Source organism: Erysipelotrichaceae bacterium 66202529, from assembly GCA_017161075.1.
Taxonomy (GTDB): domain Bacteria; phylum Bacillota_I; class Bacilli_A; order Erysipelotrichales; family Erysipelotrichaceae; genus Clostridium_AQ.
Genome location: CP046174.1, coordinates 2,030,631 through 2,056,289, shown reverse-complemented (window position 1 = coordinate 2,056,289; position 25,659 = coordinate 2,030,631). Strand labels below are relative to the sequence as shown.

Genomic DNA, 25,659 nt, shown 5'->3' with positions numbered 1-25,659 from the left:
CATGGACTTATTCAAACATATCTTCCATGTGATCCGCATAGTTACTGTGAAAGAATATCCTCTTTCAGAAATAAAGCAACAGATCAGAAATAAGGTCATAGGACCAGGTGATCGGATCAGAGTCAAAGGATATCTGAGCTGTTTTGCGCCCATATGTGAACCTGATACATTCGTTCCTAAAATGATAACATATGATCGTAAACATGATGAAGTACATGTGGTATCCTGTTCGCCGGTCGTAAGGAACCTTCAATCGGAAGAATATGGAGTTGCATTTCTCTATCCGCAACAGGAAGGGCGTTTTGAATATGAGCTAGAAAACAGTGCGGAGAGATTGCAGATCACAGATAAGAACAGGTTCATCCCAGTAGTAATGAGAAAACAGGAATATAGAAAATTTTCAGAAAAACAGGTCGAGATGATCTGTTCCATCGAAGATATATGTGTATGTGATCCAAAAGATGAATTCATATTCAAAACACGTGAGTTCAGAAAAGTGAATGATTGGTTCACAGACCTCTATATTCCCCAATATTCAGCATATTGTCTAAAGGCGCAATCCATACTTCCGGATAACAACGGAGATAGAAAAGATCCTGTCATCGTACCGTATGCCATCGAATATCAGGTATCTTGTAAGGATGAAGAAATAGATCTATTCGAAGAGCTCCACACAGCGCTTGTAAAAGCCTTCGTAAACGAAAATAGCCGATACAAGATATGGCACATGGGAGAAGAAAGTCATGACTTCATACTGGCAGAAGATCCGGGTCTAAAAATCGTTTATAAGTTCGACGGGAAAGTCGGCTTTTATCAAAATATAGATATAACAGATACTTTGATCTATGAGCAGCAAATGATGCTATTGGAAGAACGATTATTACAGTTCAAAGACCATTTACATGCTTCGATACATCTGGATCTAGTGTATCTATCCGATATCGGCATGTCAAGGGTCCTAGATATCGGTCGTTATAAGCCAAAGGAAAATTTAGCCTGAAGTCGATAAGGCCAATCTATTTCATAGTCATTCTATTGAAAGGATGCAGATGGCAGGTGATCTACGAACGAGGTATCCCTATCTTAGAAAGCATTACCTGGCAAGTTGCCAGGTAACTTATAAAATTGGAATGAAGAAAGGCTATACCTTGATCGATGGTATATGACATTTTCAAAATATGCGGGAGATTTCCCGTTTTTTTGCTCGTCGATCGAAGGCTTTCGATATGGAAAGGAGAATCTGATATGGAAAAGCATACAGAACATAAGCTGCTTCATAAAGCAATCTACAGAATAAACTATCGATATCGTCATGAAAAGGCGTTATCTAACTTCAAAGAAAAGAAACTTCGATACCTCTTTATGGACGAGGATGAATTCCTACTGTGCTATATAGAATTCAGTATGAGATGTATATGTAAGAAATGGATACTCTTCTTTTCTTCGATGATCTGGCTGATGATGACGATATCTTTGTCTTTCTATGTGAAGAAGCTGCTTGCTGTCCTTCCCACGATAGCTGATCAGGAATATCGAAGCACGATCCTGCTCATATCTGTCAGTGTACCTGCGATGATCCTCCTGCCGTGGCTCATCTGCCTGATACATGCGTTCATCAAGCAATATCGACGGACGAAAGAAAAAATGATCATGGATGAGGTAAGAAGATATCTGCAATAGCTCATGCGAAAAGAAAGGAAGAAACATACATGGCAAGATGGCTGAAAGGTATCGCTCATTTATCTGCATTCGATGCGATCGAACAGATCAAACATGCCGCAGATGAAGAAGAAAAAAAGTGTTTGATCCAGATGGAAAGGGAAAGAAGAAAGAAAAATCGGTATAGGACAAATGTGATAATAGTTGCTGGCTTGATCATAAACCTAGTTACTATTCCAATGCTGTTTCTTAGGATCAAACAACGAATCTTTGATATCTTAATACTGGACTATGCAGTAAGCGTCACCGTATCCGGCTGTACGATATGCATGACAGCGCTGACAGTATTTTATTTAAAGGGTCTTATAAAATCAAATCGTTGACCTTTTTATCCCCCCCAAAAAAAGGAGCTGATACGAACGAAACGAATAAGCAGCATAGCTTTGACCATCTTATTGGTCTCGATATCCTTATGTTCATGCGGTCATTTCCGAATCTACTGTATTACGAGCGGATCTATGGAGCCGACGATATCCACCGGTAGTCTCATATTGGTCGATACTGACGCTGAACTGCATACGGAGGATATCGTTACCTTTCAAAAACAGGATTCCATCATCACACACAGGATCGTGAGACAGATCGATGATCAAAGAACCGTCACAAAGGGAGACGCCAATGACAGCGATGATCCTACACCGCTCTATAAGACGCAGATCATCGGTAAGGTCATCCTGGTCATCCCTTACATCGGCTATATCGTCTTATTCATCAGACGATATCTCTGGCTGCTGTGCGCGGCCTTTTTGGCATGGCAGATCATACGAAAAAGGAAAAGGAGATAAGAAATTTATGGAAATCAGAAACAAGAAAAAAGTAGGCATCCTCTCGATTGCGGCATTGGCAGGGATCACTGTCATCGGATCCTCTATCGCATATTTCACTTCGACGGATACGAAGGACAATCTCTTTACCGTAGGCTCTGTGAGGACCGTCCTGCATGAGGACAGATGGGACGATCTCGCAGATACCGATCATAATGGTATACCCGATATGGCAGAAGATATCATTCCTAATAAAACGATCCCAAAAGATCCGACGATCGAAAACACCGGCAAGAACCCTGCCTGGGTCTATCTGGAGGTCAGAGTACCGATCGTAAATATCATCACCGCGCAAGAGGATGGCTCACGGAATCCGAAAGCTGATACAGAGCTCTTCCTCTTCGCGCCGGATCTGGATCACTGGCGACAGCTGAGTAAAATCGTCGAAGAGGATACCGATGGCAAGAAAACAGCGGTCTATGTCTTTGGTTATGAGGCTGTATTGAATCCGGGACAGACGACGACAGAGCTATTCTCATCTGTAACCTTCTGTAATGCCATCGAAGAGCAGGGACTGGAGGACAGCGAACAGACGATCACGGTCAAGAGCATAGCTATCCAGCAGGAGACCGGAACGATGGAGGAAGCTTATGGAAGCTTCATCAATCAGGAACATGTCCGAAAGGATACCACAGCACCACAGATGCCGGAAAACAGAGAAGCTGCTGTCGATGATGGAGGCCACGATGAATGAAGCACAGGAAGAAATGGTTCCTCGTCTTCCTGTTGGCAGGGATCATCCTTATAATGGTCCCCTTCAGTATCGCCTATCTGACGCATGTGGAAACGAGAGAGAACCGGATAACGATTGGACAGAACGATGTCATGATAGAAGAGGATTTCACACCTCCCAAGCAGTGGCAGCCGGATACGACGTACGAAAAGGACGTGAAGGTCCGCAATACCGGCAGTGTCCCCTGTTATATCCGCGTCTACGCAGCGCTTTCCGATACGGCCATCCCTGCGCATATGGACTTCGATACGAAGGACTGGACGCAGGCCGATGACGGCTACTGGTATCATAACAGCATCGTGGAGCCGGGAGCTGTCACCTCCAGTCTGTTCACGAAGGTGACGATCGAGGACATCGAAATAGAGCAGCGGAAGACATTCGACATCATCATCTATGCGGAATCTGTACAGGCGGAGGGCTATCGCGATATACGGGATGCCTTCGCCGGTATACGATGAAGGAGGTATGGAATAGCATGAAGAAAAGAAGATCACTCATCTTATCTCTTGTCGTATCCCTGCTCATCTGCGGACTGATCATGGGGGATTCCCTCTCTTCCCTAGTACGTTCCTTCCAGCAGCGTTTCATCGCACAGACGGATACCGTGGAGGTGACATTGATCGATGACCTACAGCGTAGTGAACCGATCGTACCGGGAAGCAGGATCCCCCTGGATATGGATGTGCAGAACCTGGGAGCTGCCTGTCAGGTACGTTTCAAGGTCTGCGTCTATACCGGTGGAGAACTGCTCCGTGAGCTTACAGAGGCGGAGCTGGAGCTGGCGGATGGCTGGGAACGGAAGAAAGACGGATATCTCTACCATACAGGCATTCTGGAAGAGGATGGCATACTGGAGCTGTATGACGCTGTCATCGCGAGCAGTGACATCATCACGAAAGAAGATCAGACGCTGGTACTGGAGACGACGATCCAGGCCGTACAGAGTGAGCATCTTGAGGTCTCTTCGGATGGCTGGGGAGATACCGAGATCCGACAAACGCTCCGTTCAAGGAATGAGGTGAGATCCGATGCGTAGAAAACTGCTGTTACTGACGATACTGCTGTTGCCCTTCCTCCCTGTAAGGATACAGGCAGAAGGATCAGACAGGGACGACATCCACATCCGGATCACGGAAGCAGGGATACAGAAGACATCGGCAGATGATATCGTGCTGTCACGGATGCTTCCGGGAGATGAACAGACCTATACCCTAAGGGTGGATAACCGAAGCAAGGAGGAACAGGAGCTCTATCTCAAGCTTTGCGCAGGAGAAGGACAGCTTACCGAGATACTGGAGCTGCAAGTGATGCAGGATGGCCACCGCCTCTATGAAGGAACTATGCAGGACGCGCAAAGCGGTATAGAGATGGGGCGCTATGCACCACAGGAGATGACGACGATCCGGATCACACTGCGTCTTCCGAAAGAGACAGACAATGCATATTCGATCAGGGAAGCTGCTGTCGATGTCGAGCTCACTGCACTGACGATACAGGAAAGCGTAGCTACAGGAGATCAGACACAGCGGACACTGCTCATATCCAGCACGCTGGCATCCATCTCCTTCCTGATCATCATCGTAAGAAGGAGGCGAAAAGATCATGAAGAAGCACGGTAGACTACTCATATCGATCCTGTTGCTGTTCCTGCTGATCATCCTTCCCCAGGATGGCCATATCACAGCAGCGACCATCCATGAGGTATCCGGAAGCAGCACCATCATCGATTCCTATTACAGCTTCGCACCGAAGTTCACGCCTGGGGTATCCTGGGCGGAATTCTATGGCTGCAGGAGCTATGACGACGGCGCACTGTTCCGCAATGAGGGAGCATCCAGTGGACGACTGCCAACGAACAGTCACCTCGCCCTGTTATCGAGCAATGCGCTCGTGAGAAGTGGCACGATCGGCGTGCGATACAATAACATCGGTCACTATAACGGATCGGCAGTAGATCTAAAGATCATGCTGGTGGACGGAGAGATCCGCACGGCGACTACGACGACGCATCCGGATATTAACATGCCGAGCGTCGCCTTCATGGATAACAGTATCGACATCTACCAGCAATCCTATCAGAGCAGGAATTTCGTTTGGCAGTTCACCTTCTATAGGAGAGGAACGAACACACCGATATCAGTACCCTTCCATGCGAATTTCAAAGATATCGATAACACGGAGATCTTAGGTCATGGCTATAGCGGGATCGATGGCGTCTATGTGATGAGCAGAGGCAGTGGCGGTAATCTGAGCTATAACAGTTCTCAGGTGTATGCACCGTCTGAATTGAGTGGAGATGATGACCGACAGAACTGGGCTACATTGATAGGAGTGGCCTCGAGCTTCCGGCTGGGGTATACGAGAAGACTGGATATCGATGTCGAGACATGGGACAAAGGAAGTGATTATCGAACGTTCTATCACTGGAAATGGTCCAACGATTCCCTCGTGAAGTTCGATACACCGGTCCCGACGAAACGCATCAATGGCAGCACTTCGGTATCTATTTACAATGATACTGCTTTTAACTATACGGTAGACTTTACAGTACCGCCGGAGGATGCGACAACGTATTACACGAGCTTCAAGCTCAATGATACCCTGGCAAGCTGTCTGCAGCTGGCCAATGGAACAAGCAGCATCACCATCCGAGATTCAGCCGGTAACGATGTGACATCGAAATTCGATCGTACCATCAGCGCTCAGTCCATACAGCTGAGCCTTCGTAATGTCGGTGACGCTTCGTTCTATGGAAAAAGCTATACCGTCACGCTGAAGTGTAAAAAGAAAAGCGGTCATGACCTATCCGCCTGGTTCAGCACATCCGGTTCCGGATCTGTCCGCAATACAGCGTCGATAACGACAGATCGAGGGACGAAGACATCGAATGCAGTAACTGTGGGCTTCTATTTCAAGATAACGACATCTGTGATGAACGGGACGATCACGGCGAGCACAGCCTCCCAGCTGCCGAATACGAGCAGGACGATCAGCTACAGTCCCGTGGATAGCAACCATGTATTGGAGAGCGTCACCGTCGATGGGAAAGCAGTCGATATCAAGAAATATCCGAAGAGCTATACCTTCAGCGGGATAAAGGAGGACCATACGGTAAGTGTGAAATATAAACGTGTCTACAAGATCGAGACCGGTGCGAGCGGTGGGACGATCACATCCAAGGTAATCGGCATCGACAAAGGAGAAGAGAGAACGATCACATATACAGCGGATAAGGGATACTATCTGCGTAGACTGCGTATAGACGGAAAGGAAGTAGACGTGAAGCGATACCCTACCTCGTATACCTTCCGTGATATCTCTTCAGACCATGTCATAAAGGCAGAATTCCTGCCAATACCGGAACTGCGGATCACGAAGCGGATCTATGGGGAGGAAATGTATCCAGCGTCGGGAGATCCGACCTTCCTCTTCCATATCGAAGGCACAGACTTCACCGGAGAGAGACAGGAATATACGGAGGTAATCCGATTCACAGCGTCTGACAAGAAAGCGTCCGGAGGCATAGAGAAAACGATCGTCCGGAAGGATATCCCTGCCGGTGAATATGAGATCAGCGAGATCCCGGTATCGAGATATCGTCTGGATAGTATCACGGATGTCATATCCGGCAAAGTAAGTGGCAGTAAGGTGACACTGGATACCGATGGACAGGATGCGAAGGCGACCTTCGTGAATCGCAGGAAGAGCTATCAGGATTACAGCGATAACGATCTGGTGGTCAATACGTTCCATAGATGAGGAAGCTTACCTGGCAAGCTGCCAGGCAGCTACGCCTACCGTCGATACATTGGAAGAGAGCGAAGATGTATAGATATCATCACGTGAGATATCGCAAATTCCTCGATGAGATAGGGATGGATATACCGGAACAGTGAGACAGCCCCTCACTGTTCCATCCCCTTCATATATTCAAGACGATGCCCGTACCATATCTATTGAATGCGACGGGACTTTTGGTGTAAGATATATGTAGCGGATATGAAAAAGCCCAAGCTATCCTTGTGATGTAAAAGAGGTGGTATGAGTGAAAACGGAAGGATTATCGAAGGCATTGGAGAAGGCCAGGGATAATTGCACACAGCTCGCTGATATGGGAGTAGAAAAAGAAATGCTGGAACCGTTTTGGCAGTTGATGAAAGAGTGTGAAGCGATCATCCGACATGAGGCCGATCATAAGAAAAAAATGATGAAGGGGATAAAAGAGGCACAAAAGAACGGCGTCCGCATAGGGCGTCCTGGGATCCCCTGCAGTGATAAGTTTCTGAAGCTGGCTGTCCTGCAATCCCAACATGCGATCACGGCAGTGGATGCGGCAGCGCAGCTCAACATAGGGAGATCGACCTTCTATAAACTGAAGAAGCTCTATCATAAAGAGATCGAGTGGAAGAAACAGGAAGGATGAGCGGTGACCCCGCGAAAGGAGAAAGAATGGAAGCTGATATCGTATTGAAAGAAGATGAGATCGAGAAGGCATTCGAAGCCGCAAGCAGTGATTTTCTATCGTATCTGGACAAGAGCATCGAGCGGCTGGAGGATGAGCAGGAGCTCACAGGGCAGTATAGAGAGGACATGATCGCAGGAAGAGAGGGCATGGTCATCCTGTTACCGATATTCCTCGATATGTTCCGGGCAGCACTGCATGAGCACGTAAAGACGAGAACGCCATTATTAGCTGTCGAACTCTATGAAGAAATGGACGGCGTGGATACGACCTGGGGGATCGGCCTCATGATAGCCGAAGAGCTGTGCAGGAGAGCCGGCGTCGAACATAAGAAGGTCTCACAGGACATGGAAGCGACAATCTTAGAATTTGAAAAGGTATTTACAGAATATTACAGTATGATGGGAAACGATCCCCAGGCGGACGCTGTGGCTTCTGACATCCCCGATGGTAGATATCAGGCTTGATGGGGATATCACTTCAACTGTATACATAAGAACGGACGCGATGTAACGAAGAGGTATGGCCGGATACACACGAGGTACGACATACGAAGACAGGCTGCTGGAATGGCAGCTTTTTCTCTTTCCTCTCCGGCTGCGCCCCTACATGGCAAGTTGCCATGTGAGCGATCTTCTATAAAAAGTGCAGCGGCACATGTGACGGCTTTCTACATGGCAAGTTGCCAGGCAGCTATGGAATACCGCTTCCGGCTCCTCCGTCAAGGACCGGGTCGTATCTTCCTGACGGAAGATCTCCACCCTGCCTGCAGCTCCTTGACTGCTCCACCTATAGCGGTGTGAAGAAAGTGTAAGGTAGCTACACTTACAGTCGATAGCGGCAGAACCGCACAGGAGGAACCTATGAAGCAGGAAATTATCTTAACAGAGGAAGGCATCAAAGAAGTATGCAAGGAAGCACGAACTCGGTTTTTAGGAAATATCGAGCATATCGTCGATCTCATGCCGGAAGAGGATGCGCATCAAAAGCGATTGAAAGAGACGGTCTGTCTTGCCGTAACAGGGATAAAGGAGCTGATGCCACGATATGAGGATGCATTCAAAAGCGCATTGATAGACTATGAAAATAAGATATATCCACTCATCTCGATCACATTGGAAGAACGAGGAGAGGTCTGGCTCCCATCCCTTGGGATATCAAAAGAATTTCTCGATAAGATGGGGACAGACATGACGGGATTTCTAGAATACATGAACGATGTATTAGTAGCGTTCGGCAATGCATTATATGGTATCCACAAAAGATTAGGCGATGCTTCAAAGCTGCAAGCACCCTTCGTAGACGCAGATAAGAAAAGATTCCAGGCATGATTCGATGAAACAGTGAGGAGAGACCCTCACTGTTTTGCACTTCGTACGCCGAAAGCTACAGGAGATATCCCCCTACCTGGCAAGTTGCCAGGTAGCTATGGAATACCTCCTACGGTTCCATCCGTCAAGGACCGGGTCGTATTTTCCTAATGGAAAATCTCCACCCTGCCTACAGCTCCTTGACTGCTCCACCTACGGCGGTATGAAGAAAGTGTAAGGTAACTGACTTACATAGAAAGAGCGGTAGCCCCGCAAGGAGAATGGTATGCAGAGAAATAAAAATGATGTAACAAGTAGATATGGTATCCAAATCGGAGATATATTCATTGCGAAATCCAACGATGACATTATCTGCTTCCAAGTAATGTCCGTATGCGATAGTTTGCATATCGTCGTGCAAGAAGTCTATCCGGAAATCATCGATATCGTACAACGCGACGAGATTACCAGATCATTCAAACTCGATAATAGTAGAAAACGGCTGTTGCCTTTAAAAAAATCTCGCTACATAAAGAACAACAGTCAAGGGATGAAAAAACTGACGGTATTGAAGGGCATCTACATCCCGGCTATCAAATATGATGGATACAATTATGCATATCTATATGAAGATACCTTCATCTGAATAAAAGAACAAGCTGCATGATACTCAGGGCAGCTTTTTTTGTAGCATTGTCACTTTCCTTTTTGGCTGCGCCTCTACATGGCAAGTTGCCATGTAGCTATGGAATACCGCTTCCGGCTCCATCAGTCAATGACCGGGTCGTATTTTCCTAACGGAAAATCTCCACCCTGCCTACGGCTCCTTGACTGCTCCACCTCCAGCGGTGTGAAGAAAGTGTAAGGTAGCTACACTTACAGTTGATAGCGGCAGAACCGCACAGGAGGAAATCATGTATTATTATGAAGTAGAATCACAATCAGTAGTTTTGAATGGTAAAGATGCTTATGTAGCATCCGAACGAGTCTTGCGTGAGTTTGACCTTTTGGTCATCGACAGTAAGGAGCACGGTTTCATTACTGTCTTCATCTCTCGGCAGCTCACAAATTTTGAAGCGATATCGCTCCCATTCGAAATCGGCACCTATCTCATGAAGATGGATATCGAAGGCTATCTGAGAAAGAAGAAGGCAGAGTCAAGCGCGGATATCATCCTGAGGAAAGTAGAGGTCAAAGTCAAAGAAATACAGAATCTAGAGAAGCTGAAGAAGTATGAAAGAGACCCTAAGGTCAAAGCATTGTTAGAAGAATATGAAGCTTTACAGAAGGAAGCACCTATCCAGACAGAAGCTGAGAAGAATGCATATGGTGGATTATCCGTACAGGATATCGACTGATCGGATGGAAACGGGAAAGGACATCCTTTCCCGATCTTTCATCTTCATATATATGTGCGCCCCTACCTGGCAAGTTGCCAGGTAGCTATGGAATACCACTTACGTTTCCTCAGTCAAGGATCGGGTCGTATCTTCCTTTCGGAAGATCTCCACCCTTCCTTACGGCTCCTTGACTGTTCCACCTCCAGCGGTGTGGAGAAAGTGTAAGGTACATATCCTTAAAAGAAGATAATAGATAAAAATACATTTACGGGAGGTAAACATGAATGAGCGTGTCGTATCGAACGGGATACATGACAAAAAAATGAAAAACATATTCATTTTAGGACAGCCAAGGACTGGTAAGAATACAATTGCTAAAAAATTGTTGTCATATGGTGCTTTTAGTATTTTAGCAATGGATGAAGTAAGACATGCGTTTTATGCATGTGGGATACAGGATGTATATGCAAAGGATAATAAGACCGAGGTAGCGGATGCATATTCCACAGCTTTTTCAGAGTTTATAAAAAGCTATATCCAGTCTTTTCGTTATAACAATCCGGATATCCCCCTGATCATCGAAGGAATGGAAATGACCGTACAGGAAGTGGCCAAAGAATTTCCAGAGGATATCATCGTAGTCTTGGGAATCGATACATCGGATACACAGGTATTCTTCGATCTGCTAAGGATGCAGGAACGCACGATCGGATATGCATGGACCAAACATATCACGGACGATGAACTGCATGAATGTATCGAACGTAGTATGCGATATTCTAAAGAAAACGAGAAAGCTGCAAGAAAACTGGGGATCGCATATTTTTCCTGCAATGGTCATCGGACAGAAGATTATGAAAGATCGATCATCGACTATATATTACGATCCATGTCTTCCGATGATATAAGGTCTTACCGTGAACATATGAATTTGATGGATCTATATCTTTTCTTAGATCTTACTGATCGTTTTGAAAACTATAACTATATTAAAAATATTTTGAAAATCGATTATTATCAGATCATCAAGGTAGGTCATCGTGATCTATTAGAGCTTCATGAGCTTCACCTTAGAGTCCCTATCTTATATCATGTCGATGACCTTAGCATATTTGAAAAACAAATATCCAAGCTTAGAGATTTGAGAAATACATCGAAAGATATCGTTATCGATATCTGTGGGAATATCGAAAACTTAGGAGGGATCACGAAATGAAACTGTTTATGATAAGTGGAAGGATAAAGGATATCAGGACAAGGATATCGGCAACCCAGCGAAGCTTTCTCAATATGCATATCTCTTCCAGTGACGGTGCGTCCTATGAAATATCGATATCCTATGAGCACGTATTCGATAACCGCCCTCTGGAGGTTGGCGATAGCGTGATGGCAAAAGGACAGATCATCTCCCATGAGAGTGAGGATGCATCCGGTGAGGTACATCTGTCCTATGAATTCATAGCAGAGCACATCACGAGGTATTAGCCTGCACTACCTGGCAACTTGCCAGGTAGTTCCCCCATGTGCCAGATAGTCGAAAGAGAGGATGTAAAAATATGAAATTACTCATTCTGATACAATCACTGTATATCATCTATTTATTATCACGGATCAAGCACTATAAACAAGAAATCGAAATGTACGAAAACTTACGTTCTATGTATGTCGAAATGATACGATGGATGAATGCTGAGCGTCTAGAAGATAAAAATAAGTATGATGACTCATCACGACTAAGGGAGAAAGACGTAAAAACTCCATGCAATGAGATAGCTTCAGATCTTGCAATATCATCAATTTCCTTTTGACTGCACCTCTACATGGCAAGTTGCCATGTAGCTATGGAATACCGCATCCGACTCCTCAGTCAAGGACCGGGTCGTATTTTCCTGACGGAAAATCTCCACCCTGCCTTGTGGCTCCCTGACTGCTCCACCTCCAGCGGTATGAAGAAAGTGTAAGGTACATATCCTTACGATCGTAAGCGGTGACCCCGCAAGGAGAAAAATATGAAAAATATAGTGAACACGATCATCGGAAGCAACAACATTATAATCAGAAACAGCACGGTATCCCACATCAAGAATGTCGAGACCCTTTCACAAGGTTGGAACTGGGTCGAATCCACAGAGGGCTCAGGCTTCTTACTATCACCTGAGAGAGATAGCGTTGTCGATTATGTCCTGATCATAGGGACAAATGATATCCGTTACCGTTTCCGTGATACAGAGTCATGGATGCTGTTCGTAGGGACGGAAACAGAATTCAAGGATTTCATCATAAAGAAAGTGAGAGATAGGATATGATCTCCATAAATGAAGATAGAAACAAGTTGATACATGATATACTGACACTGCAGCAGAAAGAACTCGAAGGCTGTGATAATCTCCGAGCACTCTATATATCCATGCTCAACCATCACGATCATCACAATGACCATAGCTGTACGGAAAAAGGTGTCAATATCCGTGTAGGAGATATCTGTTATATCGATTTCGGAAATGCATTCATCGAAGAGATAGGCTTCCAACATTTTGGGCTCATCCTGAGCCTATGTAAAAATAAAGCATATGTCGTGCCAATGAGCGGCAATGAGCTGGCTTATGCGCAAGCCTATAGTAAAGACACCCCAAATGGGAAAAAGCATCTGATGCGCCTGGAAAAGGTCGGTAGGATGAAGAAACGTTCTGTCTTATTCATAAACGATTCCAAATGGATAAATACCGCGAGGGTCATAGATGTAAAAGGACATCTGAAAAGAGACAGTCCGGTCTTTCAAGAAATCATGACCAGGGTCAAAGACATGATATCCTAGAGGAGCTATCCTCTAGGATATTTCATATACTACCGAGTAGTAGCTGATCAAGGAAAAAGATGCTGGATAGCTCTGCCGGCTCAAGAGTCGGCCAACTACATGGCAAGTTGCCATGTAGCTATAGAATACCGCACATGGTTCCTCAGTCAAGGATCGGGTCGTATCTTCCTGACGGAAGATCTCCACCCTGCCTATGGCTCCTTGACTGCTCCACCTTGTGCGGTGTGAAGAAAGTGTAAGGTAGTTATCAAAAAGGAAGGAGTGCTTTTGAAAGGGTTGAGGAAAACGCCTTACGAATGTATAATTTTCTTAGATGGTATACAATAAAGAGAGGAGTAAAGAAATGGAAGAGCAGACAGCACTTGCCAATACGCTGGATTAAAACGAAAAGAACAAACAGCAGGCATATGACAGTTATTGCAAGAATATGTTGAGCAATAAGTCGATATTAGCATATATCTTGAAGAACTGTATCAAAGAATTTCAAAATATCCCCTTAGAGGAGATACCAAGCTTCATAGAAAAACAGCCACGGATCGATGAAGTGATGGATGATCGGATCGTTGGAAAGAATGTAGAAGACGCGTCTATCCCCTCTGCAGTCATACGGTATGACATCCTGTTTGAGGCAACACTGCCAAATACAGGAAACACGAAGAAAGAAGAGATCGGTGTCATCATAAATCTTGAGGCACAGAATGAAACAGCGCGTCTGTCATATCCGTTATTGAGCAGAGCGATCTATTACTGCAGCAGGATCTTAGGAAAACAAAAGAACGCAGCGGATGGATTCCAGCATTCTAATTTCGGAGATATGAAAAAAGTATACTCGATATGGTTGTGTTTCCATCATCCAAAGGACATGGACAACGTAATCAACCGATACAGCATGCAGGAAAGCAGCATGATGAACGAGTATAGAGCACCGAAGGAAGATTATGATCTATTGGAAGCCATCATGGTCTACCCTGCCAAAGAATATGACTATGAGGATGACGAGCATGGATTCCTGGAATTGTTGAACCTGTTGTTCATAGCCAAGCTATCGGCAAAAGAGAAACGAAGAAATTAAAGAATGATTACCGCATAAACATGACGAAGGAAATCGAAGAGGAGGTCGAGATCATGTGTAACCTGAGCCAAGGTATCAAAGAAGAAGGCAGAATCGAAGGACTCGCTGAAGGTCGTGTTGAAGGACGTGCTGAAGGACGCGCCGAAGAAAAGCTAACAAGCACGATCATGCATGTCCAGGCCATGTTAGAGAGATTCCCAGATATGACAGCTACAGAGGCGATGGATATCCTCAAGGTAGAAGAAGAACTGCGAGCAAACGTCTTAGAGATATTGAAAAAGGCATAGCATACAAGCGATAAAGGCAGAGGCACGAGCTTCTGCTTTTATTATGCGATCTAGAGCACACTGAGGATATCTTCTATAACATGGCAGATTGCCAGGTATCTTTTAGAATCCGCCTGAAGCCATTAAGCAGCCTGCACACGTGCCGGCTTTCTACATGGCAAGTTGCCATGTAGCTATGGAATACCGCTTGCGGCTCCTCAGTCAAGGATCGGGTCGTATCTTCCTGACAGAAGATCTCCACCCTTCCTTACGGCTCCCTGACTGTTCCACCTCCAGCGGTGCGAAGAAAGTGTAAGGTAAACAGATCTTACCAAGAGAGCGGAAGGACCGCATAGGAGGAAATGTAAATGGAAAAGCAAGAAGTGATCTCGATCGAAGAGCTAAAACAAGGTTTCTGTTCAGAAACGATGAAACAAGGATTCTTATGGTCTGGTCATTCAAAGAATCAGTTAGACGATTATTTAAAAACACGTAAGGAACGTGATCTACTTTATCTTGTATACTCTTTAATGAATCGGTGTGATCTTTATTTTAAAAAAATGGTATGTACTTATGATATGTGGATCGTCAACACCCGTCTTTATGGTGAATCATCATTTTGCCTAGTTTATACCATCTATACCATGAACAATAATCATTTAGATAAAAAAGATTCTATAGTTGCTTACTTAGAACATGAAGATGATACTTATGTCCTTGATTTCAAGGAATATAAAATGACAGTTTGTGAGGAAAGAAAAAGACAGCGTGATCATGATATGGAAGTCGGAAGATTCATATTACAGTGCTATGTCGATCTACTGAACGATCTTTTACAGGAAGTGGAGATATGGGGATCACAAACAGCTTTAGAAACATAATCGTTGTATCCCTACCATATCATGCATCCGATCACGATATAGCACTGCATGATGATCTATGACAGCTACGCTTACAGAAGAAAGTGGTAACCCCGCAAAGGAGGACGGAATGAACTATCATAGGAACGATGAGGAAATGATGAGACAAGCAAAGGGCGATGAGCCGATAACGATCGACAAGCTGAATGACGAATTGGAAAGTCTGCTGGAGGAGCAGGCAGAAATGAGGAAGAGAAATGCATATTACATAAAAAACAAAACGATGATCGGATATGAAGGGCTGAGCGATGATGAGGCGAAAAAGTTAAAAGGCAGACCAGACAGTTACGGCTATTCAGAATTGGTATACTCCAGCCTTGATTTCGCTATCATCAGTGACAAGATAACCAATCTGAGAGTTCATATCAAACATCTGAAATGGACACAGTAGAACTGTGATTCCAAAAGAGAGCGAATCACCTGGCAAGTTGCCAGGTGATCAGATCCTCTATAAAAAGCAGCCGGCACATGAGCCGGCTTTCTACATGGCAAGTTGCCATGTAGCTATGGGATACCGCATCCGGCTCCTCAGTCAAGGAGCGGGTCGTATCTTCCTGACGGAAGATCTCCACCCTGCCTTACGGCTCCCTGACTGCTCCACCTTGTGCGGTGTGGAGAAAGTGTAAGGTAAACAGAGCTTACCAAGAGAGCGGAAAGACCGCATAGGAGGAAATTTAAATGGAAACTTTCAAAATCAACATGAACGAAGAATTGAATGGAGTCGAACTGACATTCTCACAGAAACCGGATATCGGAATCCTAACCACATTGAAGGATGCCGGCTTCCGCTGGCATCGGGTCAAAAAAATATGGTATGCGAAAAGATCAGAAACAACACTGCAGGTCATTGCCGAACTGAAAGAAGGTTCTTCCGGAACAATAATAGGTGATAAGCCAAAACCAACGGATGCAGGATCAGAAAAAGAAAATCTTGATGGTGTGAAGGTCGGTGATCTATACGTTGCTTCCTGGGGATATGAACAGACGAACCTTAGATTCTTCCAAGTCGTGAAGATATCAGCACATAATGCATGGTTCATCGAAGTCGCTCCGGAAATCAAAGAAGAAAGTGATAAAGCGTGGGATTCTCGGACAGTCTCCTTCAGGACAGACGGAGGAATGCTTGCGCCAATCCATAAGCCGACATTCATCAAAGACCAGTTGCATGGAGACCGGAAAAGCACGAAAAACGGAACTATCAAAATGACTGAGTATGCATATGCCCATAAATATAACGGAAGCGAATTATATGAGAGCTGGTATGCATGATCAGTTAGACTCCTGACATATTCACTTTCTTCATTATTCCATAGCTGCCGATGGCAATGCCGGCGGCGGCAGCGCCCATGTGATCCATACCGACAGGAGAAAGATAAATCGAATTCTATATAACCCGGCAAGCTGCCGGGTTATGAGTTCTCTCTGCATAAAGCAAAGCCGGCATATCTGCCGGCAGGCTACATGGCAAGTTGCCATGTAGGTATGGAATACCGCTTCTGCTTCCTCACTCAAGGACCGGGTTGTAATTTCCTAGCGGAAAATCTCCACCCTGCCTTATGGCTCCTTGACTGCTCCGCCTTCAGCGGTGTGAAGAAAGTGTAAGGCAGCTACCTTACATGAAGTGAGTGGTGACCCCACGAGGAGGAATAAAAGCATGACGAATAAAGAATTGAGTATGAAGATAAGAAAATCGCTGAAAGAAGCAGGATACACACAAAAAGATATAAAAGTCTCTGTCCGTTCATCCCGATATGACACAGCCGCAAAAATCACGATCCATAATCCTCATATCGATAGACATCGAATAGAAAAGATCTTACGCCCTGCATATGAAGAGATCGATAGAGATGACATTACCGGAGAGATCCTGCAGGGAGGTAACACGATGCTATTTATCGAATATGAATATGGAATCTTTGAAGAGGTAGCACGGGAATGGATGGCGACTGCGAAAGGACTCATGCAAAGCAAAACGGAGGTGACAAGAATTTTTGATGGTCTGTATCTGCTTGATCCAGGCCACTGCGGAGCGCTGGAGATCCGGCAACAGGATGAGAAGAGCAGTTGCACATATAAAGTGCATAGCATCTCTCATCTGTGTGAATTCCTCTACAAATTCGCAGAATTTAAAACGATCGCAATATGATAAAGCAAGAAAGAAAACAGAAAAGATATGTTTGAAATGAAGTCATCGGAAAGATGGCTTTTTTACTTTCTTCATGATTCCATAGCTGCCGCTGGCAGTGCCAGCGGCAGCAGCGCCGGTATGATCTACGCCGGCGGGAAAAAGAGAAAGACACTTCTCTATGACCTGGCAAGTTGCCAGGTCATAGATTCAAGAAGTGATATACAGGAATCGAAATGATGATAAGGAAGGTAAAAAGATGAGGAAGAACAATATGTATCAGGACTTCGATCATGGTAAAAAACACTTGAAGGAGTACCAGAGATGGCTGGCTCCCTCCCGGGAGCCGCCACTTCACTAAAAACAGCGTTTTTAGTGAAGCAGGATAAGGGATTTTGTCCGACAAAATCCGGCGGGACAAACGGTCAACGACCGTTTTCTAAAAACAAAAAAGATGGGAAAATGCTTTATTTATCAGCTATTTTCGTATTTTCAAATCGTAAAATTATTGTAGGACATCTGTCAGACATTTGTCGGACTTTGTAGGACGATTGTCCGACATGTAAAAACACGATAAATAAAGGAGTTTGGAAAAAACTGTAGGACATACGTCCTACGATAAAATAGGGTTGTCCTACAATCGTCCTACACATTTTTATAAGATCTTTTTCTTCATCAAATAGATACCTGGCAACTTGCCAGGTTATAAAATTGGAGGTAAGAAAGTGAAAGAAAGAAAATCATTCCGCTTTAGCTTGGATACATTTCAAAAGCTGGATACTTTACAAGAATTAGAAAAACAGCAAGCAGAAAAATTCAATATTACGCCTAAATCGATTACCGCAATAGTTGAAGATGCGATTGCAGAGTATTATGTTTTGAAGCTGGATAAAGATACCGGGACAGACTATCTCACCAGAATGAATCTGATGATTCAGGATGCTCTGAAACAACAAAACCACCAAAGAGATATGACCCTCAATCATATCCTCCGCTATGCCATGATGTCTTATGAAGCTGCTGTCACCATGCTCAAAAATTTCAGGCTCTCCGATGAGGAACGTCCAAAGGATTTTGAAGATGCCAAGAATCTCGTTCAAAATCTGGACAGTATCTTTGAAGACAGCATCTTTGAAAAAGTTGCGAAAGAGCTTGGCGAGGAGGTCGATTGATCTATGCTTCTCCTTGATGCTTTTGATAGATTGAGTGATCTGCTGGAAAAGGGATTCTCCTGTTATCGAAGGATGCGTGGTTCCGATCCGAACGGCTTCAATTATGACATGCTCGAGAATTCTCTGGACGTCACCAGACGAGCTTATATGGATTGCCTCGAAGTTCATTTCGATCACACCCTGTTGGAACGTATCGAACGACAGTGTCAGAAAAAAGGCCAACAGGTATTCAGTGCTGACTTCTTGAATGATCTCATGGAAGCCTATATGGAGGAACGATTTGCGAAGCAACGATATTTTTTCGATATGGATGGCGTCCTGTTCAAGTTCGATAACACTCTGACTACGCTTGAGCCACTATATGAGGAAGGCTACTTCAGGAACCTTCCTCCTCATCGTCTCGCTGTCCACTGCCTGCAGGAATTATTGACAGAAGCCCCTGATCAGATCTATATCCTATCTCACTATATCGACTCTCCCTTCGCTGAACGTGAGAAGCGAGAGGTATTGCAGGAACTCTTCCCCTCTCTGGATCCACACAACGTGATCCTGGTCCCTTACGGAGAAAACAAGACAGACCATGTTCCGCTAAGAGTCAAAGAGAATGATTTCCTCATAGATGACTATAACCAAAATCTTGTATGCTGGAGAGATGCCGGTGGATATGCGATCAAATTCGTGAATGATATAAACGACAGACACGGATCCTGGAAAGGAAGCAGAGTCGAATATGATGATCCTGAGCTCATCAATTCCTTGAACCATATATTTGAATACGCTGTCACAAGTGAAGATCTGGCAATGACTCTGGAGCCTTATATGCAACAGAAGCTGGAGGTGCTGCGTTCACATGCTGATATCGGTCTTTGATCACATGGCAACTTGCCAGGTAGGAGATATCCGACATGAGTAAGGCTCACGTCATCAGCAAATTCCGCTTCCTGGAATGTGGGAAAGCTCCACCGAAAGGCTCTCGATTCAAAGGTACGATCTCTACTGCATCACTATTGGATTGGTACGAGTATACCGGCAGAGAAAAAGCAGCGGACGATAAGAAGGAACACAGTATGCATGAAGGTGGACTCTTAGGCTATACGAGCCAGGATGATACGACGCGTACCTTCTCCAGCGATGGCTGGCTGACGAAAGACAAGATGCCGGGATTCAAGAAGAAGATAGCCAAGGCATTCCATAAAGACGGCGATATCTGTTGGGATACTGTCATCTCTCTCAAGGACTATCAGGACTCCTTCCAAAGCAATATGTATGATGTCAACGATTATGCTGCGATCGTCTCCAAATCCCTGCCCGGATATTTCAAAAGCATCGGTCTCGACCCGGACAACATGATCTGGTGGATGAACTATCACAACAATAAGAAGAATCCCCATATGCATATCGTGTTCATGGAAAAGGTCCATACCAGAACGCGTGGTAAGCTGGCGCAGAAATACCTGGACAAATATAAAAGCACCTGGTTGAAGGAATTAGGTCTCCGTCAGGAATTCACCAAGAGATACGAAAGAGCTCCAAAGGATGTCTTCAGGGAAAAGGATGCTTTACGTAAAACGCTGATCTCCGGGATCGACATGAGATTCCATGACCAGCTGCTCCATAGCTTCTACACGACGCTTCCGAAGAAAGGAAGACTCTCCTATAACTCCAAGAACATGAAGCCATACAGAAGACAGCTCAACCTGATCATCCGCTCCTTACTGCAGGATGAAGAGATACGACCGGCGTACGAAGAGTGGCTCGGTAAGGTCGAGATGCTGGATGATCTTCAGAACACGCTTGCGAACGAGAAGATCTCCCACTTCAAAAAAACAGAGCTGGACAAGCTCTATACCAGGATCGGGAATATGATCCTGGGACATGCGAAATATAAAGAGACGGAGCATAGACAAGAACATGAGCTATGGTTCTCAAAACAGAATATCCGTTATCAGGATGAACAGATATATCGTATCAAGCTCCAGGATCGTGCTGCTTGTATCGACCTGCCATCCGATGCAGCCCTGTTCCTGGATGAACGGGGCTTTTATCATGTCGAGATCGAACAAGACAAAAGCTACACGCTCCATCGGTATGCAAAAAATCTCGATGCCTGGAAAGATATCTCTGAAACAGATACATTGCAGATTGATAGAGACACCCTCTTCCGCTATATGCATGCGAAGGACATATCGTTATCCGAAGGTGAGCCTAAGATCTTTGTAGGTCAAGATAGCCGTATATCGCTCATGGATGGGACAGATGAGACCGCTGTGCCGCTTCTTACGGACGATCCAAAAGAGATACCTCCTGATCCACAAAAATCCTTGCACGCTCGATCAGAAGGTCCCCCTGCCCGTATGGGGATGAGGAAGAAATCGAAAGTGATCCATAAGCAAAAACTGAGTGCAGTCCTGAAAAAAGGCTCCAAGCGGATCCTACATCAGGACGCGCAGGAAAAAGAAAGAGATCTGGAAAGATTCATAAGAGAATATGAAGAACAACAGATCCGGAGTGAAGAAAGGGGAAAAGAATATATATGATACGAAAACTCATGATCTCTCTGCTCGGAATAGCTCTCGCAAGGATACTCTTCATCCTTGCGGCCATCAACCTGACCAATATGCTCGTATTCGACAGACTGGAGCCATCCTTCGATCTCAGTCTACTGGATCAGATCCCGCAGACAAGGGCGGTCATCGATATACTGACGGTACTCATCGCAGTCTTCATCCTTCTGGGGATGTTTTCGAAAAGTACCAAGAAGAAGCTGGACGATGACAAGAAGAATTTTACACATCTCTCCTCTATCCATGAAGCGAAGCGCAGTCTGACCAGAGTGCAATTTCATGAAGCAGATAAAGGAAAGTCAACCAAAGAAGATATACGATGGGTATTGAACGAAACATCCTTTCTGACGAAAGCCGATCGTATCCTGAACTATCCGAAGCTTCCTTATAATGCACTCCTGACATTCTTCCGGATCGATGACTGGCACAAGCTCAATACCGTAAGACATTGGGAGATAGATGGTAAGCCTGTCACACAGCGTGCCGGCCTCCCCATCTATATGCCGAGATTCCGGAAGCAGACGATCTTCGTCGATGCAAACGACAATCATTCTATTCTGATCGGTACGACGAATTCCGGTAAGACCTTCTCTGTCATCCTGCAGATGATCGAGCTCGTCTGTATGTCCGGTGAATGTGCCGTCATCAACGATCCCAAAGGAGAGCTCTACGAATATACGGCAAAGCAATTCGAAGAGGCCGGGTATGAGATCATCAAGCTGAATCTCGTCAATGCGAAGGCTTCCGATGCCTGGGCTCCCTTAGAACTGGCATGGGATACATGGAAGAAGGCCTATATGGATCATCAGGAGGCACTGAAGAAATGGAAAGCAGAAGAGACTACCTTCACACCTGCCGAGAAAGCAGAGTGGCTGGCCAGGATACCGGAGCCTGACTACTCTCAGGCGATCGAATTCCTCAAGGATCTTGCAAACAGTCTCACCTATGATCCGAATGTCAAGGATCCGTTCTGGAACGATTCCGCAAGGGACTGCATCATCGGGATGGCTGCTTTCCTGATGGAGGAAGCCGTCCGGAACGGAGATATGACAGATGGGATCATCAACTTCAAAGCGATCAAGCTGGGATTGAACTATGCAGATGTGAAGCTCACGAAGGAACAACAGAAGGCACTGCAGGTGCGCTCCGACAACATCCTGGGCGCAGTGTTGGAAAAATCAAGAAGGCTGGACGATACCAGTCATATGTATCTGATGGATTATTGTAATGCGCCGGAACAGACGCGGCAGAGCATCAAGAAGGTCCTTGCGACGAAGATCGATATCCTGACGATGAACGAACAGATCATGCGGATGACCTCCTATTCTGATTTCGATATGAAGGCTCTCGGACAGAAGAAGATGGTGATCTATCTGATCGTGCATGATGAGAAGAAGACCTACTATCCACTCGTCACGATCTTCCTAAAGCAGCTCTATGAGGTGATCATCAACGAAGCCAGAGGGAATAAAGGAAGACTCCCCATCCCTGTGAATGTCATATTGGATGAATTCGGTAACTGTCCTCCATTAAAGGATATCCAGAGCATGCTGACCGCATCCCGTTCCCGCGGTGTACGTTTCTCACTGGTCGTGCAGGATCTCTCTCAGCTAGGAGAAGTCTATGGAGACAAAGTAGCGACGACGATCCAGAACAACTGCTCCAATACCGTGTATATCTTAGGCTCTCAAATGGATACACTGAAAAGGTTCAGTGAGATGTGTGGTTCCAGACAGATATGGCTGCCATCGAAAAGCTGGTATGAGACGCGTCCTGTCATAAGCATCGATCGTCTACAAAAATTGAATCTTGGTGAAGTCGTCATCCACAGACAGAGGAAATCCCCTTTCATCGCAAGGATGATCCCTTATGACAGATGTAAGTTCTATAGAGGCAAGAATATGGATCCAAACGAAGAGAGATCACCAAAGCCGGCTGTCAGATGGATCGATATGAAGGCTCTATTATCGAATTATGGAGATGTTTTCTAACAACATGGTGATCTGCCATGTGTGTAATGACCATGAACACGATATTACCTGGCAACTTGCCAGGTAATGGAAAGGAGAAGAAAATGGAGGAAGAACAGATAAAGAGATTCGTACAAACGAATAGTGAGATATCATTGATGGATTTTTACAAAAGCTTGGAAAGACAGCAGCGAGAAGCCGGATATAGTATGCAAAAGACCAGTCTGATCTTTCCGCAGCGCCAGATCATCGAACTGGAAGGAAAGAGCTCCTGTAAGATATTCACTTCTTATTTCGAGAACTGTGAATTCATGAACCTGGAGCTAATGGATACGGCCGGATATGACCAAAGGATATTGGAGGGAAATATCTTCAAAGGCTGCACCTTCACGAACTGTAGAAACATCGCATCTATGAATGCATGTACGTTCATCGACTGTAATTTCAATGCCTGTGATCTCAGGCATACCTCATTCGTCCGCTGCAGGTTTGTAGATACGAGCGCAGGAGACTGCGATTTCCGGATGGCGAATTTCTCCCTCGCCGATCATGCAAAGCTGTATATCGCATATGAGACCTGCAAAGTAGAGGATACTCTGCTGCAGCCGCAGGTATCGGAAGAAGAGAGGAAGCAGACCGGCGATCCGATCAGAATGGATATCTTCCTCGATATGCTGGAGTGTTCCCTGAAACTGCTCCGTGATGCGATCCATCTCGACAGTGATGCGCAGATGACACTCGATCCGATCGCTCACGACCTGAATGCCTATATACAGATGACGCGAAAGGCGATGGAATCAGAAGGAATCCGGGAACGTGAGGAAACGGAGATATTGAACGATCTCGACGTGCATGAAGCATGGGCGAATCAGATCTGCCGCAAGACAGAGGAGATGCCTGTCATCGACTGGACGAAGAGCAATTACAGCAGGATGAACCTGAAGAACCGGAATCTGTCCGGTATCGACTTCACCGGTTCCCTCATGAAGAACTGTGACTTTACAGCCTGTAACCTCACCGGAGTCGATTTCACCGGCTGTAATCTCACCGGTGCCATATTTTTGAATGCGATCCTTGCGCAGAATACCTTCGATGGCGCAAAGCTGGAGGACATCAAGATCGATCAGAAGAACCTGCAGCTATTCGAAAATGCCGGCATCGCTGTGAATACGGACCAGACCGGCCCCATGAATATCTCTGTCAATCGCAGCGTCTTATCGAGGAAAGGAAATACGGCCGTCTGATGGAAGACAGATACCAACGCTATCAGAACACTGCCTTCACAAGCCAACAATGGTACATCATAAAAAAGGCGATCGATGAAGATATCGAAGTCAAGGATATCGCAGATCCAAGATTCAGCGTCGAACAGCTGACGCTACTCATAGACGCAAGGAGATCCGGTATCGACTTATCCGGATTGATAGATCCGGATATCAAGGAAGGACAGCTGAAGCAGATATTGGAAAAGATAGCGAATGAGATGGGACTCTATGATGAGCATTATGAAAAGGTCAGGAGGAAGTGGCTCCGGAACATCACCTGGATGCTTCTCATCGGCTCTGTCCTCACGATCATCGTTTCTCTGCTCTATGTCACGAAGGATGAATGGCTGAAATACTTTGAAGAACTGTACCTGTCCTTCGATCGTGAGACCGTACAACTTGAGGCAGGAGAACCGTTCGAGCCAGCCTCCTACATCCGTTCTTATGATCCCGAAGCAGTGATCACCTTTCCGAATCGTGATGAGATCGATACGAAAAAGCCCGGCACCTATTGGGCAGTCTACCATATCAGCAACGGCAAGAAGGAAAAGGATATGAAGCTGCTCGTGGAAGTGAAGGACACCAAATCACCGGTGATCAGCTTGAACAGATCCAGCATAACTGTGTCTGATCGTTCCGAGCTGAAGGCGGAGGAATATATAGATTCTGTCATCGATATCGTCGATGGCGATCTTCGCAGGAAGACGACGTTCGAAATGACAGAAGACCAGATCGTTTATAAAGTGAGCGACGCACATGGGAACGAAGCACGGAAGACCTTGGATATCCATATAGAAAAGCCAAAAAGTAATGAGACAGAGAGCGTTCCAAAGACAGAAGGACCACAACCAGACACTCCACAGCAACAGGAGCAGGGGGATTCACCAATAGAAAAAGATATACCTGTTACGGCACAGGGCAGATCGTTTCCTTTCATAGAAGGCAAGACCTTCGATCAGACGTATCAGGAATGTATGGCAGCCGGTAATGCAGCAGTAAGCGCAGGCCAGGCAAATACGGCATCCTGTACCGTCTATGATGACGAGAATGGAATCCATAAAGGATACGTTTTAAATTTTGACTGATGATACCTGGCAAGTTG

The 25,659-nt window shown here is 45.4% G+C and carries 33 protein-coding genes and 1 pseudogene; 32 read left to right on the top strand and 2 right to left on the bottom strand.

Going from position 1 to position 25,659, the window contains the following annotated elements:
• Window position 1 precedes the first annotated feature (1 nt).
• From GKZ87_09745 to GKZ87_09640, 22 genes and pseudogenes are all read left to right on the top strand, one after another.
• A complete protein-coding gene (locus GKZ87_09745; protein ID QSI25737.1) occupies window positions 2–1,000 on the top strand; it encodes a hypothetical protein in 999 nt (332 codons plus the stop codon).
• Between the two features lie 245 nt (window positions 1,001–1,245).
• Window positions 1,246–1,680, top strand: a complete 435-nt coding sequence (locus GKZ87_09740; protein QSI25736.1) for a hypothetical protein — start codon at window positions 1,246–1,248, stop codon at window positions 1,678–1,680.
• A gap of 29 nt (window positions 1,681–1,709) precedes the next feature.
• Window positions 1,710–2,042 carry a hypothetical protein gene (locus GKZ87_09735; protein QSI25735.1) on the top strand — a complete coding sequence of 111 codons (333 nt, stop codon included), beginning with the start codon at window positions 1,710–1,712 and terminating at the stop codon, window positions 2,040–2,042.
• Window positions 2,043–2,102: 60 nt separating this feature from the next.
• Window positions 2,103–2,504, top strand: coding sequence for a signal peptidase I (locus GKZ87_09730; GenBank protein QSI25734.1), 402 nt, complete (start codon window positions 2,103–2,105; stop codon window positions 2,502–2,504).
• Window positions 2,505–2,511: 7 nt separating this feature from the next.
• On the top strand, window positions 2,512–3,237 hold the full coding sequence (locus tag GKZ87_09725) for a signal peptide protein (GenBank protein QSI25733.1): 726 nt from the start codon (window positions 2,512–2,514) through the stop codon (window positions 3,235–3,237).
• Window positions 3,234–3,734 (top strand): hypothetical protein, encoded by a 501-nt coding sequence (locus GKZ87_09720; GenBank protein ID QSI25732.1) that lies wholly within the window; start codon window positions 3,234–3,236, stop codon window positions 3,732–3,734. Before GKZ87_09725 ends, GKZ87_09720 begins: the two co-directional genes overlap by 4 nt.
• A gap of 17 nt (window positions 3,735–3,751) precedes the next feature.
• Window positions 3,752–4,312, top strand: coding sequence for a hypothetical protein (locus GKZ87_09715; GenBank protein ID QSI25731.1), 561 nt, complete (start codon window positions 3,752–3,754; stop codon window positions 4,310–4,312).
• Complete coding sequence (locus GKZ87_09710) at window positions 4,305–4,895, top strand: hypothetical protein (protein ID QSI25730.1); 591 nt, start codon at window positions 4,305–4,307, stop codon at window positions 4,893–4,895. Before GKZ87_09715 ends, GKZ87_09710 begins: the two co-directional genes overlap by 8 nt.
• Window positions 4,879–7,035 (top strand): isopeptide-forming domain-containing fimbrial protein, encoded by a 2,157-nt coding sequence (locus tag GKZ87_09705; protein ID QSI25729.1) that lies wholly within the window; start codon window positions 4,879–4,881, stop codon window positions 7,033–7,035. Before GKZ87_09710 ends, GKZ87_09705 begins: the two co-directional genes overlap by 17 nt.
• 286 nt (window positions 7,036–7,321) lie before the next feature.
• Window positions 7,322–7,699, top strand: coding sequence for a recombinase family protein (locus GKZ87_09700; protein QSI25728.1), 378 nt, complete (start codon window positions 7,322–7,324; stop codon window positions 7,697–7,699).
• 26 nt (window positions 7,700–7,725) lie between these two features.
• Window positions 7,726–8,205: a hypothetical protein gene (locus GKZ87_09695; GenBank protein QSI25727.1), complete on the top strand. Its 480-nt coding sequence runs from the start codon at window positions 7,726–7,728 to the stop codon at window positions 8,203–8,205.
• Window positions 8,206–8,601: 396 nt separating this feature from the next.
• Window positions 8,602–9,069 carry a hypothetical protein gene (locus GKZ87_09690; GenBank protein QSI25726.1) on the top strand — a complete coding sequence of 156 codons (468 nt, stop codon included), beginning with the start codon at window positions 8,602–8,604 and terminating at the stop codon, window positions 9,067–9,069.
• A gap of 265 nt (window positions 9,070–9,334) precedes the next feature.
• Window positions 9,335–9,694 carry a hypothetical protein gene (locus tag GKZ87_09685; protein ID QSI25725.1) on the top strand — a complete coding sequence of 120 codons (360 nt, stop codon included), beginning with the start codon at window positions 9,335–9,337 and terminating at the stop codon, window positions 9,692–9,694.
• A 268-nt stretch (window positions 9,695–9,962) separates the two neighbouring features.
• On the top strand, window positions 9,963–10,406 hold the full coding sequence (locus tag GKZ87_09680) for a hypothetical protein (GenBank protein QSI25724.1): 444 nt from the start codon (window positions 9,963–9,965) through the stop codon (window positions 10,404–10,406).
• 262 nt (window positions 10,407–10,668) lie between these two features.
• On the top strand, window positions 10,669–11,604 hold the full coding sequence (locus GKZ87_09675; protein ID QSI25723.1) for a hypothetical protein: 936 nt from the start codon (window positions 10,669–10,671) through the stop codon (window positions 11,602–11,604).
• Window positions 11,601–11,873, top strand: coding sequence for a single-stranded DNA-binding protein (locus tag GKZ87_09670; protein QSI25722.1), 273 nt, complete (start codon window positions 11,601–11,603; stop codon window positions 11,871–11,873). Before GKZ87_09675 ends, GKZ87_09670 begins: the two co-directional genes overlap by 4 nt.
• 71 nt (window positions 11,874–11,944) lie before the next feature.
• Window positions 11,945–12,196: a hypothetical protein gene (locus tag GKZ87_09665; protein ID QSI25721.1), complete on the top strand. Its 252-nt coding sequence runs from the start codon at window positions 11,945–11,947 to the stop codon at window positions 12,194–12,196.
• A 201-nt stretch (window positions 12,197–12,397) separates the two neighbouring features.
• Window positions 12,398–12,694 carry a hypothetical protein gene (locus GKZ87_09660; protein ID QSI25720.1) on the top strand — a complete coding sequence of 99 codons (297 nt, stop codon included), beginning with the start codon at window positions 12,398–12,400 and terminating at the stop codon, window positions 12,692–12,694.
• A complete protein-coding gene (locus GKZ87_09655; protein QSI25719.1) occupies window positions 12,691–13,203 on the top strand; it encodes a hypothetical protein in 513 nt (170 codons plus the stop codon). The genes GKZ87_09660 and GKZ87_09655 overlap by 4 nt, the downstream gene beginning before the upstream one ends.
• 343 nt (window positions 13,204–13,546) lie before the next feature.
• Window positions 13,547–14,562 (top strand): annotated as a pseudogene (locus GKZ87_09650) (hypothetical protein).
• Window positions 14,563–14,909: 347 nt separating this feature from the next.
• Window positions 14,910–15,422, top strand: coding sequence for a hypothetical protein (locus GKZ87_09645; protein ID QSI25718.1), 513 nt, complete (start codon window positions 14,910–14,912; stop codon window positions 15,420–15,422).
• 109 nt (window positions 15,423–15,531) lie between these two features.
• Window positions 15,532–15,852, top strand: coding sequence for a hypothetical protein (locus tag GKZ87_09640; GenBank protein ID QSI25717.1), 321 nt, complete (start codon window positions 15,532–15,534; stop codon window positions 15,850–15,852).
• 25 nt (window positions 15,853–15,877) lie between these two features.
• On the opposite strand, the gene GKZ87_09635 is transcribed toward GKZ87_09640, so the two are convergent.
• Entirely contained in the window at window positions 15,878–16,033 is a 156-nt protein-coding gene (locus tag GKZ87_09635) for a hypothetical protein (GenBank protein ID QSI25716.1), read from the bottom strand.
• Window positions 16,034–16,139: 106 nt separating this feature from the next.
• Here GKZ87_09635 and GKZ87_09630 point away from each other — a divergent pair, with 106 nt between their 5' ends.
• Entirely contained in the window at window positions 16,140–16,730 is a 591-nt protein-coding gene (locus GKZ87_09630) for a hypothetical protein (protein QSI25715.1), read from the top strand.
• A 33-nt stretch (window positions 16,731–16,763) separates the two neighbouring features.
• Here the strand turns inward: GKZ87_09630 and GKZ87_09625 are convergent, their stop codons facing one another.
• Entirely contained in the window at window positions 16,764–16,973 is a 210-nt protein-coding gene (locus GKZ87_09625; GenBank protein ID QSI25714.1) for a hypothetical protein, read from the bottom strand.
• 142 nt (window positions 16,974–17,115) lie between these two features.
• Here GKZ87_09625 and GKZ87_09620 point away from each other — a divergent pair, with 142 nt between their 5' ends.
• From GKZ87_09620 to GKZ87_09580, 9 genes are all read left to right on the top strand, one after another.
• Window positions 17,116–17,607: a hypothetical protein gene (locus GKZ87_09620; protein QSI25713.1), complete on the top strand. Its 492-nt coding sequence runs from the start codon at window positions 17,116–17,118 to the stop codon at window positions 17,605–17,607.
• A gap of 27 nt (window positions 17,608–17,634) precedes the next feature.
• On the top strand, window positions 17,635–17,826 hold the full coding sequence (locus GKZ87_09615) for a hypothetical protein (protein ID QSI25712.1): 192 nt from the start codon (window positions 17,635–17,637) through the stop codon (window positions 17,824–17,826).
• An 84-nt stretch (window positions 17,827–17,910) separates the two neighbouring features.
• Window positions 17,911–18,132: a hypothetical protein gene (locus GKZ87_09610; GenBank protein ID QSI25711.1), complete on the top strand. Its 222-nt coding sequence runs from the start codon at window positions 17,911–17,913 to the stop codon at window positions 18,130–18,132.
• Window positions 18,133–18,311: 179 nt separating this feature from the next.
• Window positions 18,312–18,758, top strand: a complete 447-nt coding sequence (locus tag GKZ87_09605; protein QSI25710.1) for a hypothetical protein — start codon at window positions 18,312–18,314, stop codon at window positions 18,756–18,758.
• 3 nt (window positions 18,759–18,761) lie between these two features.
• Window positions 18,762–19,628, top strand: coding sequence for a hypothetical protein (locus GKZ87_09600; GenBank protein ID QSI25709.1), 867 nt, complete (start codon window positions 18,762–18,764; stop codon window positions 19,626–19,628).
• Between the two features lie 35 nt (window positions 19,629–19,663).
• Window positions 19,664–21,295, top strand: a complete 1,632-nt coding sequence (locus GKZ87_09595) for a hypothetical protein (protein QSI25708.1) — start codon at window positions 19,664–19,666, stop codon at window positions 21,293–21,295.
• Complete coding sequence (locus tag GKZ87_09590) at window positions 21,292–23,313, top strand: type IV secretion system DNA-binding domain-containing protein (GenBank protein QSI25707.1); 2,022 nt, start codon at window positions 21,292–21,294, stop codon at window positions 23,311–23,313. The genes GKZ87_09595 and GKZ87_09590 overlap by 4 nt, the downstream gene beginning before the upstream one ends.
• Window positions 23,314–23,396: 83 nt before the next feature.
• The gene (locus GKZ87_09585) at window positions 23,397–24,536 is read left to right on the top strand and encodes a hypothetical protein (protein ID QSI25706.1); all 1,140 of its coding nucleotides are present in this window, start codon (window positions 23,397–23,399) and stop codon (window positions 24,534–24,536) included.
• Window positions 24,536–25,642, top strand: a complete 1,107-nt coding sequence (locus GKZ87_09580) for a hypothetical protein (GenBank protein ID QSI25705.1) — start codon at window positions 24,536–24,538, stop codon at window positions 25,640–25,642. Before GKZ87_09585 ends, GKZ87_09580 begins: the two co-directional genes overlap by 1 nt.
• Window positions 25,643–25,659: the final 17 nt, after the last annotated feature.

Excerpts from the sequence above, each read along its gene's own strand:
- GKZ87_09600 (QSI25709.1), top strand. The coding sequence starts at position 18,762 with ATGCTTCTCCTTGATGCTTTTGATAGATTGAGTGATCTGCTGGAAAAG.
- GKZ87_09695 (QSI25727.1), top strand. The coding sequence starts at position 7,726 with ATGGAAGCTGATATCGTATTGAAAGAAGATGAGATCGAGAAGGCATTC.
- GKZ87_09640 (QSI25717.1), top strand. The coding sequence starts at position 15,532 with ATGAACTATCATAGGAACGATGAGGAAATGATGAGACAAGCAAAGGGC.
- GKZ87_09665 (QSI25721.1), top strand. The coding sequence starts at position 11,945 with ATGAAATTACTCATTCTGATACAATCACTGTATATCATCTATTTATTA.
- GKZ87_09590 (QSI25707.1), top strand. The coding sequence starts at position 21,292 with ATGATACGAAAACTCATGATCTCTCTGCTCGGAATAGCTCTCGCAAGG.
- GKZ87_09705 (QSI25729.1), top strand. The coding sequence starts at position 4,879 with ATGAAGAAGCACGGTAGACTACTCATATCGATCCTGTTGCTGTTCCTG.
- GKZ87_09670 (QSI25722.1), top strand. The coding sequence starts at position 11,601 with ATGAAACTGTTTATGATAAGTGGAAGGATAAAGGATATCAGGACAAGG.
- GKZ87_09655 (QSI25719.1), top strand. The coding sequence starts at position 12,691 with ATGATCTCCATAAATGAAGATAGAAACAAGTTGATACATGATATACTG.
- GKZ87_09740 (QSI25736.1), top strand. The coding sequence starts at position 1,246 with ATGGAAAAGCATACAGAACATAAGCTGCTTCATAAAGCAATCTACAGA.
- GKZ87_09710 (QSI25730.1), top strand. The coding sequence starts at position 4,305 with ATGCGTAGAAAACTGCTGTTACTGACGATACTGCTGTTGCCCTTCCTC.
- GKZ87_09745 (QSI25737.1), top strand. The coding sequence starts at position 2 with ATGGACTTATTCAAACATATCTTCCATGTGATCCGCATAGTTACTGTG.
- GKZ87_09725 (QSI25733.1), top strand. The coding sequence starts at position 2,512 with ATGGAAATCAGAAACAAGAAAAAAGTAGGCATCCTCTCGATTGCGGCA.
- GKZ87_09630 (QSI25715.1), top strand. The coding sequence starts at position 16,140 with ATGGAAACTTTCAAAATCAACATGAACGAAGAATTGAATGGAGTCGAA.
- GKZ87_09645 (QSI25718.1), top strand. The coding sequence starts at position 14,910 with ATGGAAAAGCAAGAAGTGATCTCGATCGAAGAGCTAAAACAAGGTTTC.
- GKZ87_09660 (QSI25720.1), top strand. The coding sequence starts at position 12,398 with ATGAAAAATATAGTGAACACGATCATCGGAAGCAACAACATTATAATC.
- GKZ87_09720 (QSI25732.1), top strand. The coding sequence starts at position 3,234 with ATGAAGCACAGGAAGAAATGGTTCCTCGTCTTCCTGTTGGCAGGGATC.
- GKZ87_09595 (QSI25708.1), top strand. The coding sequence starts at position 19,664 with ATGAGTAAGGCTCACGTCATCAGCAAATTCCGCTTCCTGGAATGTGGG.
- GKZ87_09675 (QSI25723.1), top strand. The coding sequence starts at position 10,669 with ATGAATGAGCGTGTCGTATCGAACGGGATACATGACAAAAAAATGAAA.
- GKZ87_09715 (QSI25731.1), top strand. The coding sequence starts at position 3,752 with ATGAAGAAAAGAAGATCACTCATCTTATCTCTTGTCGTATCCCTGCTC.
- GKZ87_09690 (QSI25726.1), top strand. The coding sequence starts at position 8,602 with ATGAAGCAGGAAATTATCTTAACAGAGGAAGGCATCAAAGAAGTATGC.
- GKZ87_09585 (QSI25706.1), top strand. The coding sequence starts at position 23,397 with ATGGAGGAAGAACAGATAAAGAGATTCGTACAAACGAATAGTGAGATA.
- GKZ87_09615 (QSI25712.1), top strand. The coding sequence starts at position 17,635 with ATGTTTGAAATGAAGTCATCGGAAAGATGGCTTTTTTACTTTCTTCAT.
- GKZ87_09735 (QSI25735.1), top strand. The coding sequence starts at position 1,710 with ATGGCAAGATGGCTGAAAGGTATCGCTCATTTATCTGCATTCGATGCG.
- GKZ87_09620 (QSI25713.1), top strand. The coding sequence starts at position 17,116 with ATGACGAATAAAGAATTGAGTATGAAGATAAGAAAATCGCTGAAAGAA.
- GKZ87_09610 (QSI25711.1), top strand. The coding sequence starts at position 17,911 with ATGGCTGGCTCCCTCCCGGGAGCCGCCACTTCACTAAAAACAGCGTTT.
- GKZ87_09680 (QSI25724.1), top strand. The coding sequence starts at position 9,963 with ATGTATTATTATGAAGTAGAATCACAATCAGTAGTTTTGAATGGTAAA.
- GKZ87_09685 (QSI25725.1), top strand. The coding sequence starts at position 9,335 with ATGCAGAGAAATAAAAATGATGTAACAAGTAGATATGGTATCCAAATC.
- GKZ87_09580 (QSI25705.1), top strand. The coding sequence starts at position 24,536 with ATGGAAGACAGATACCAACGCTATCAGAACACTGCCTTCACAAGCCAA.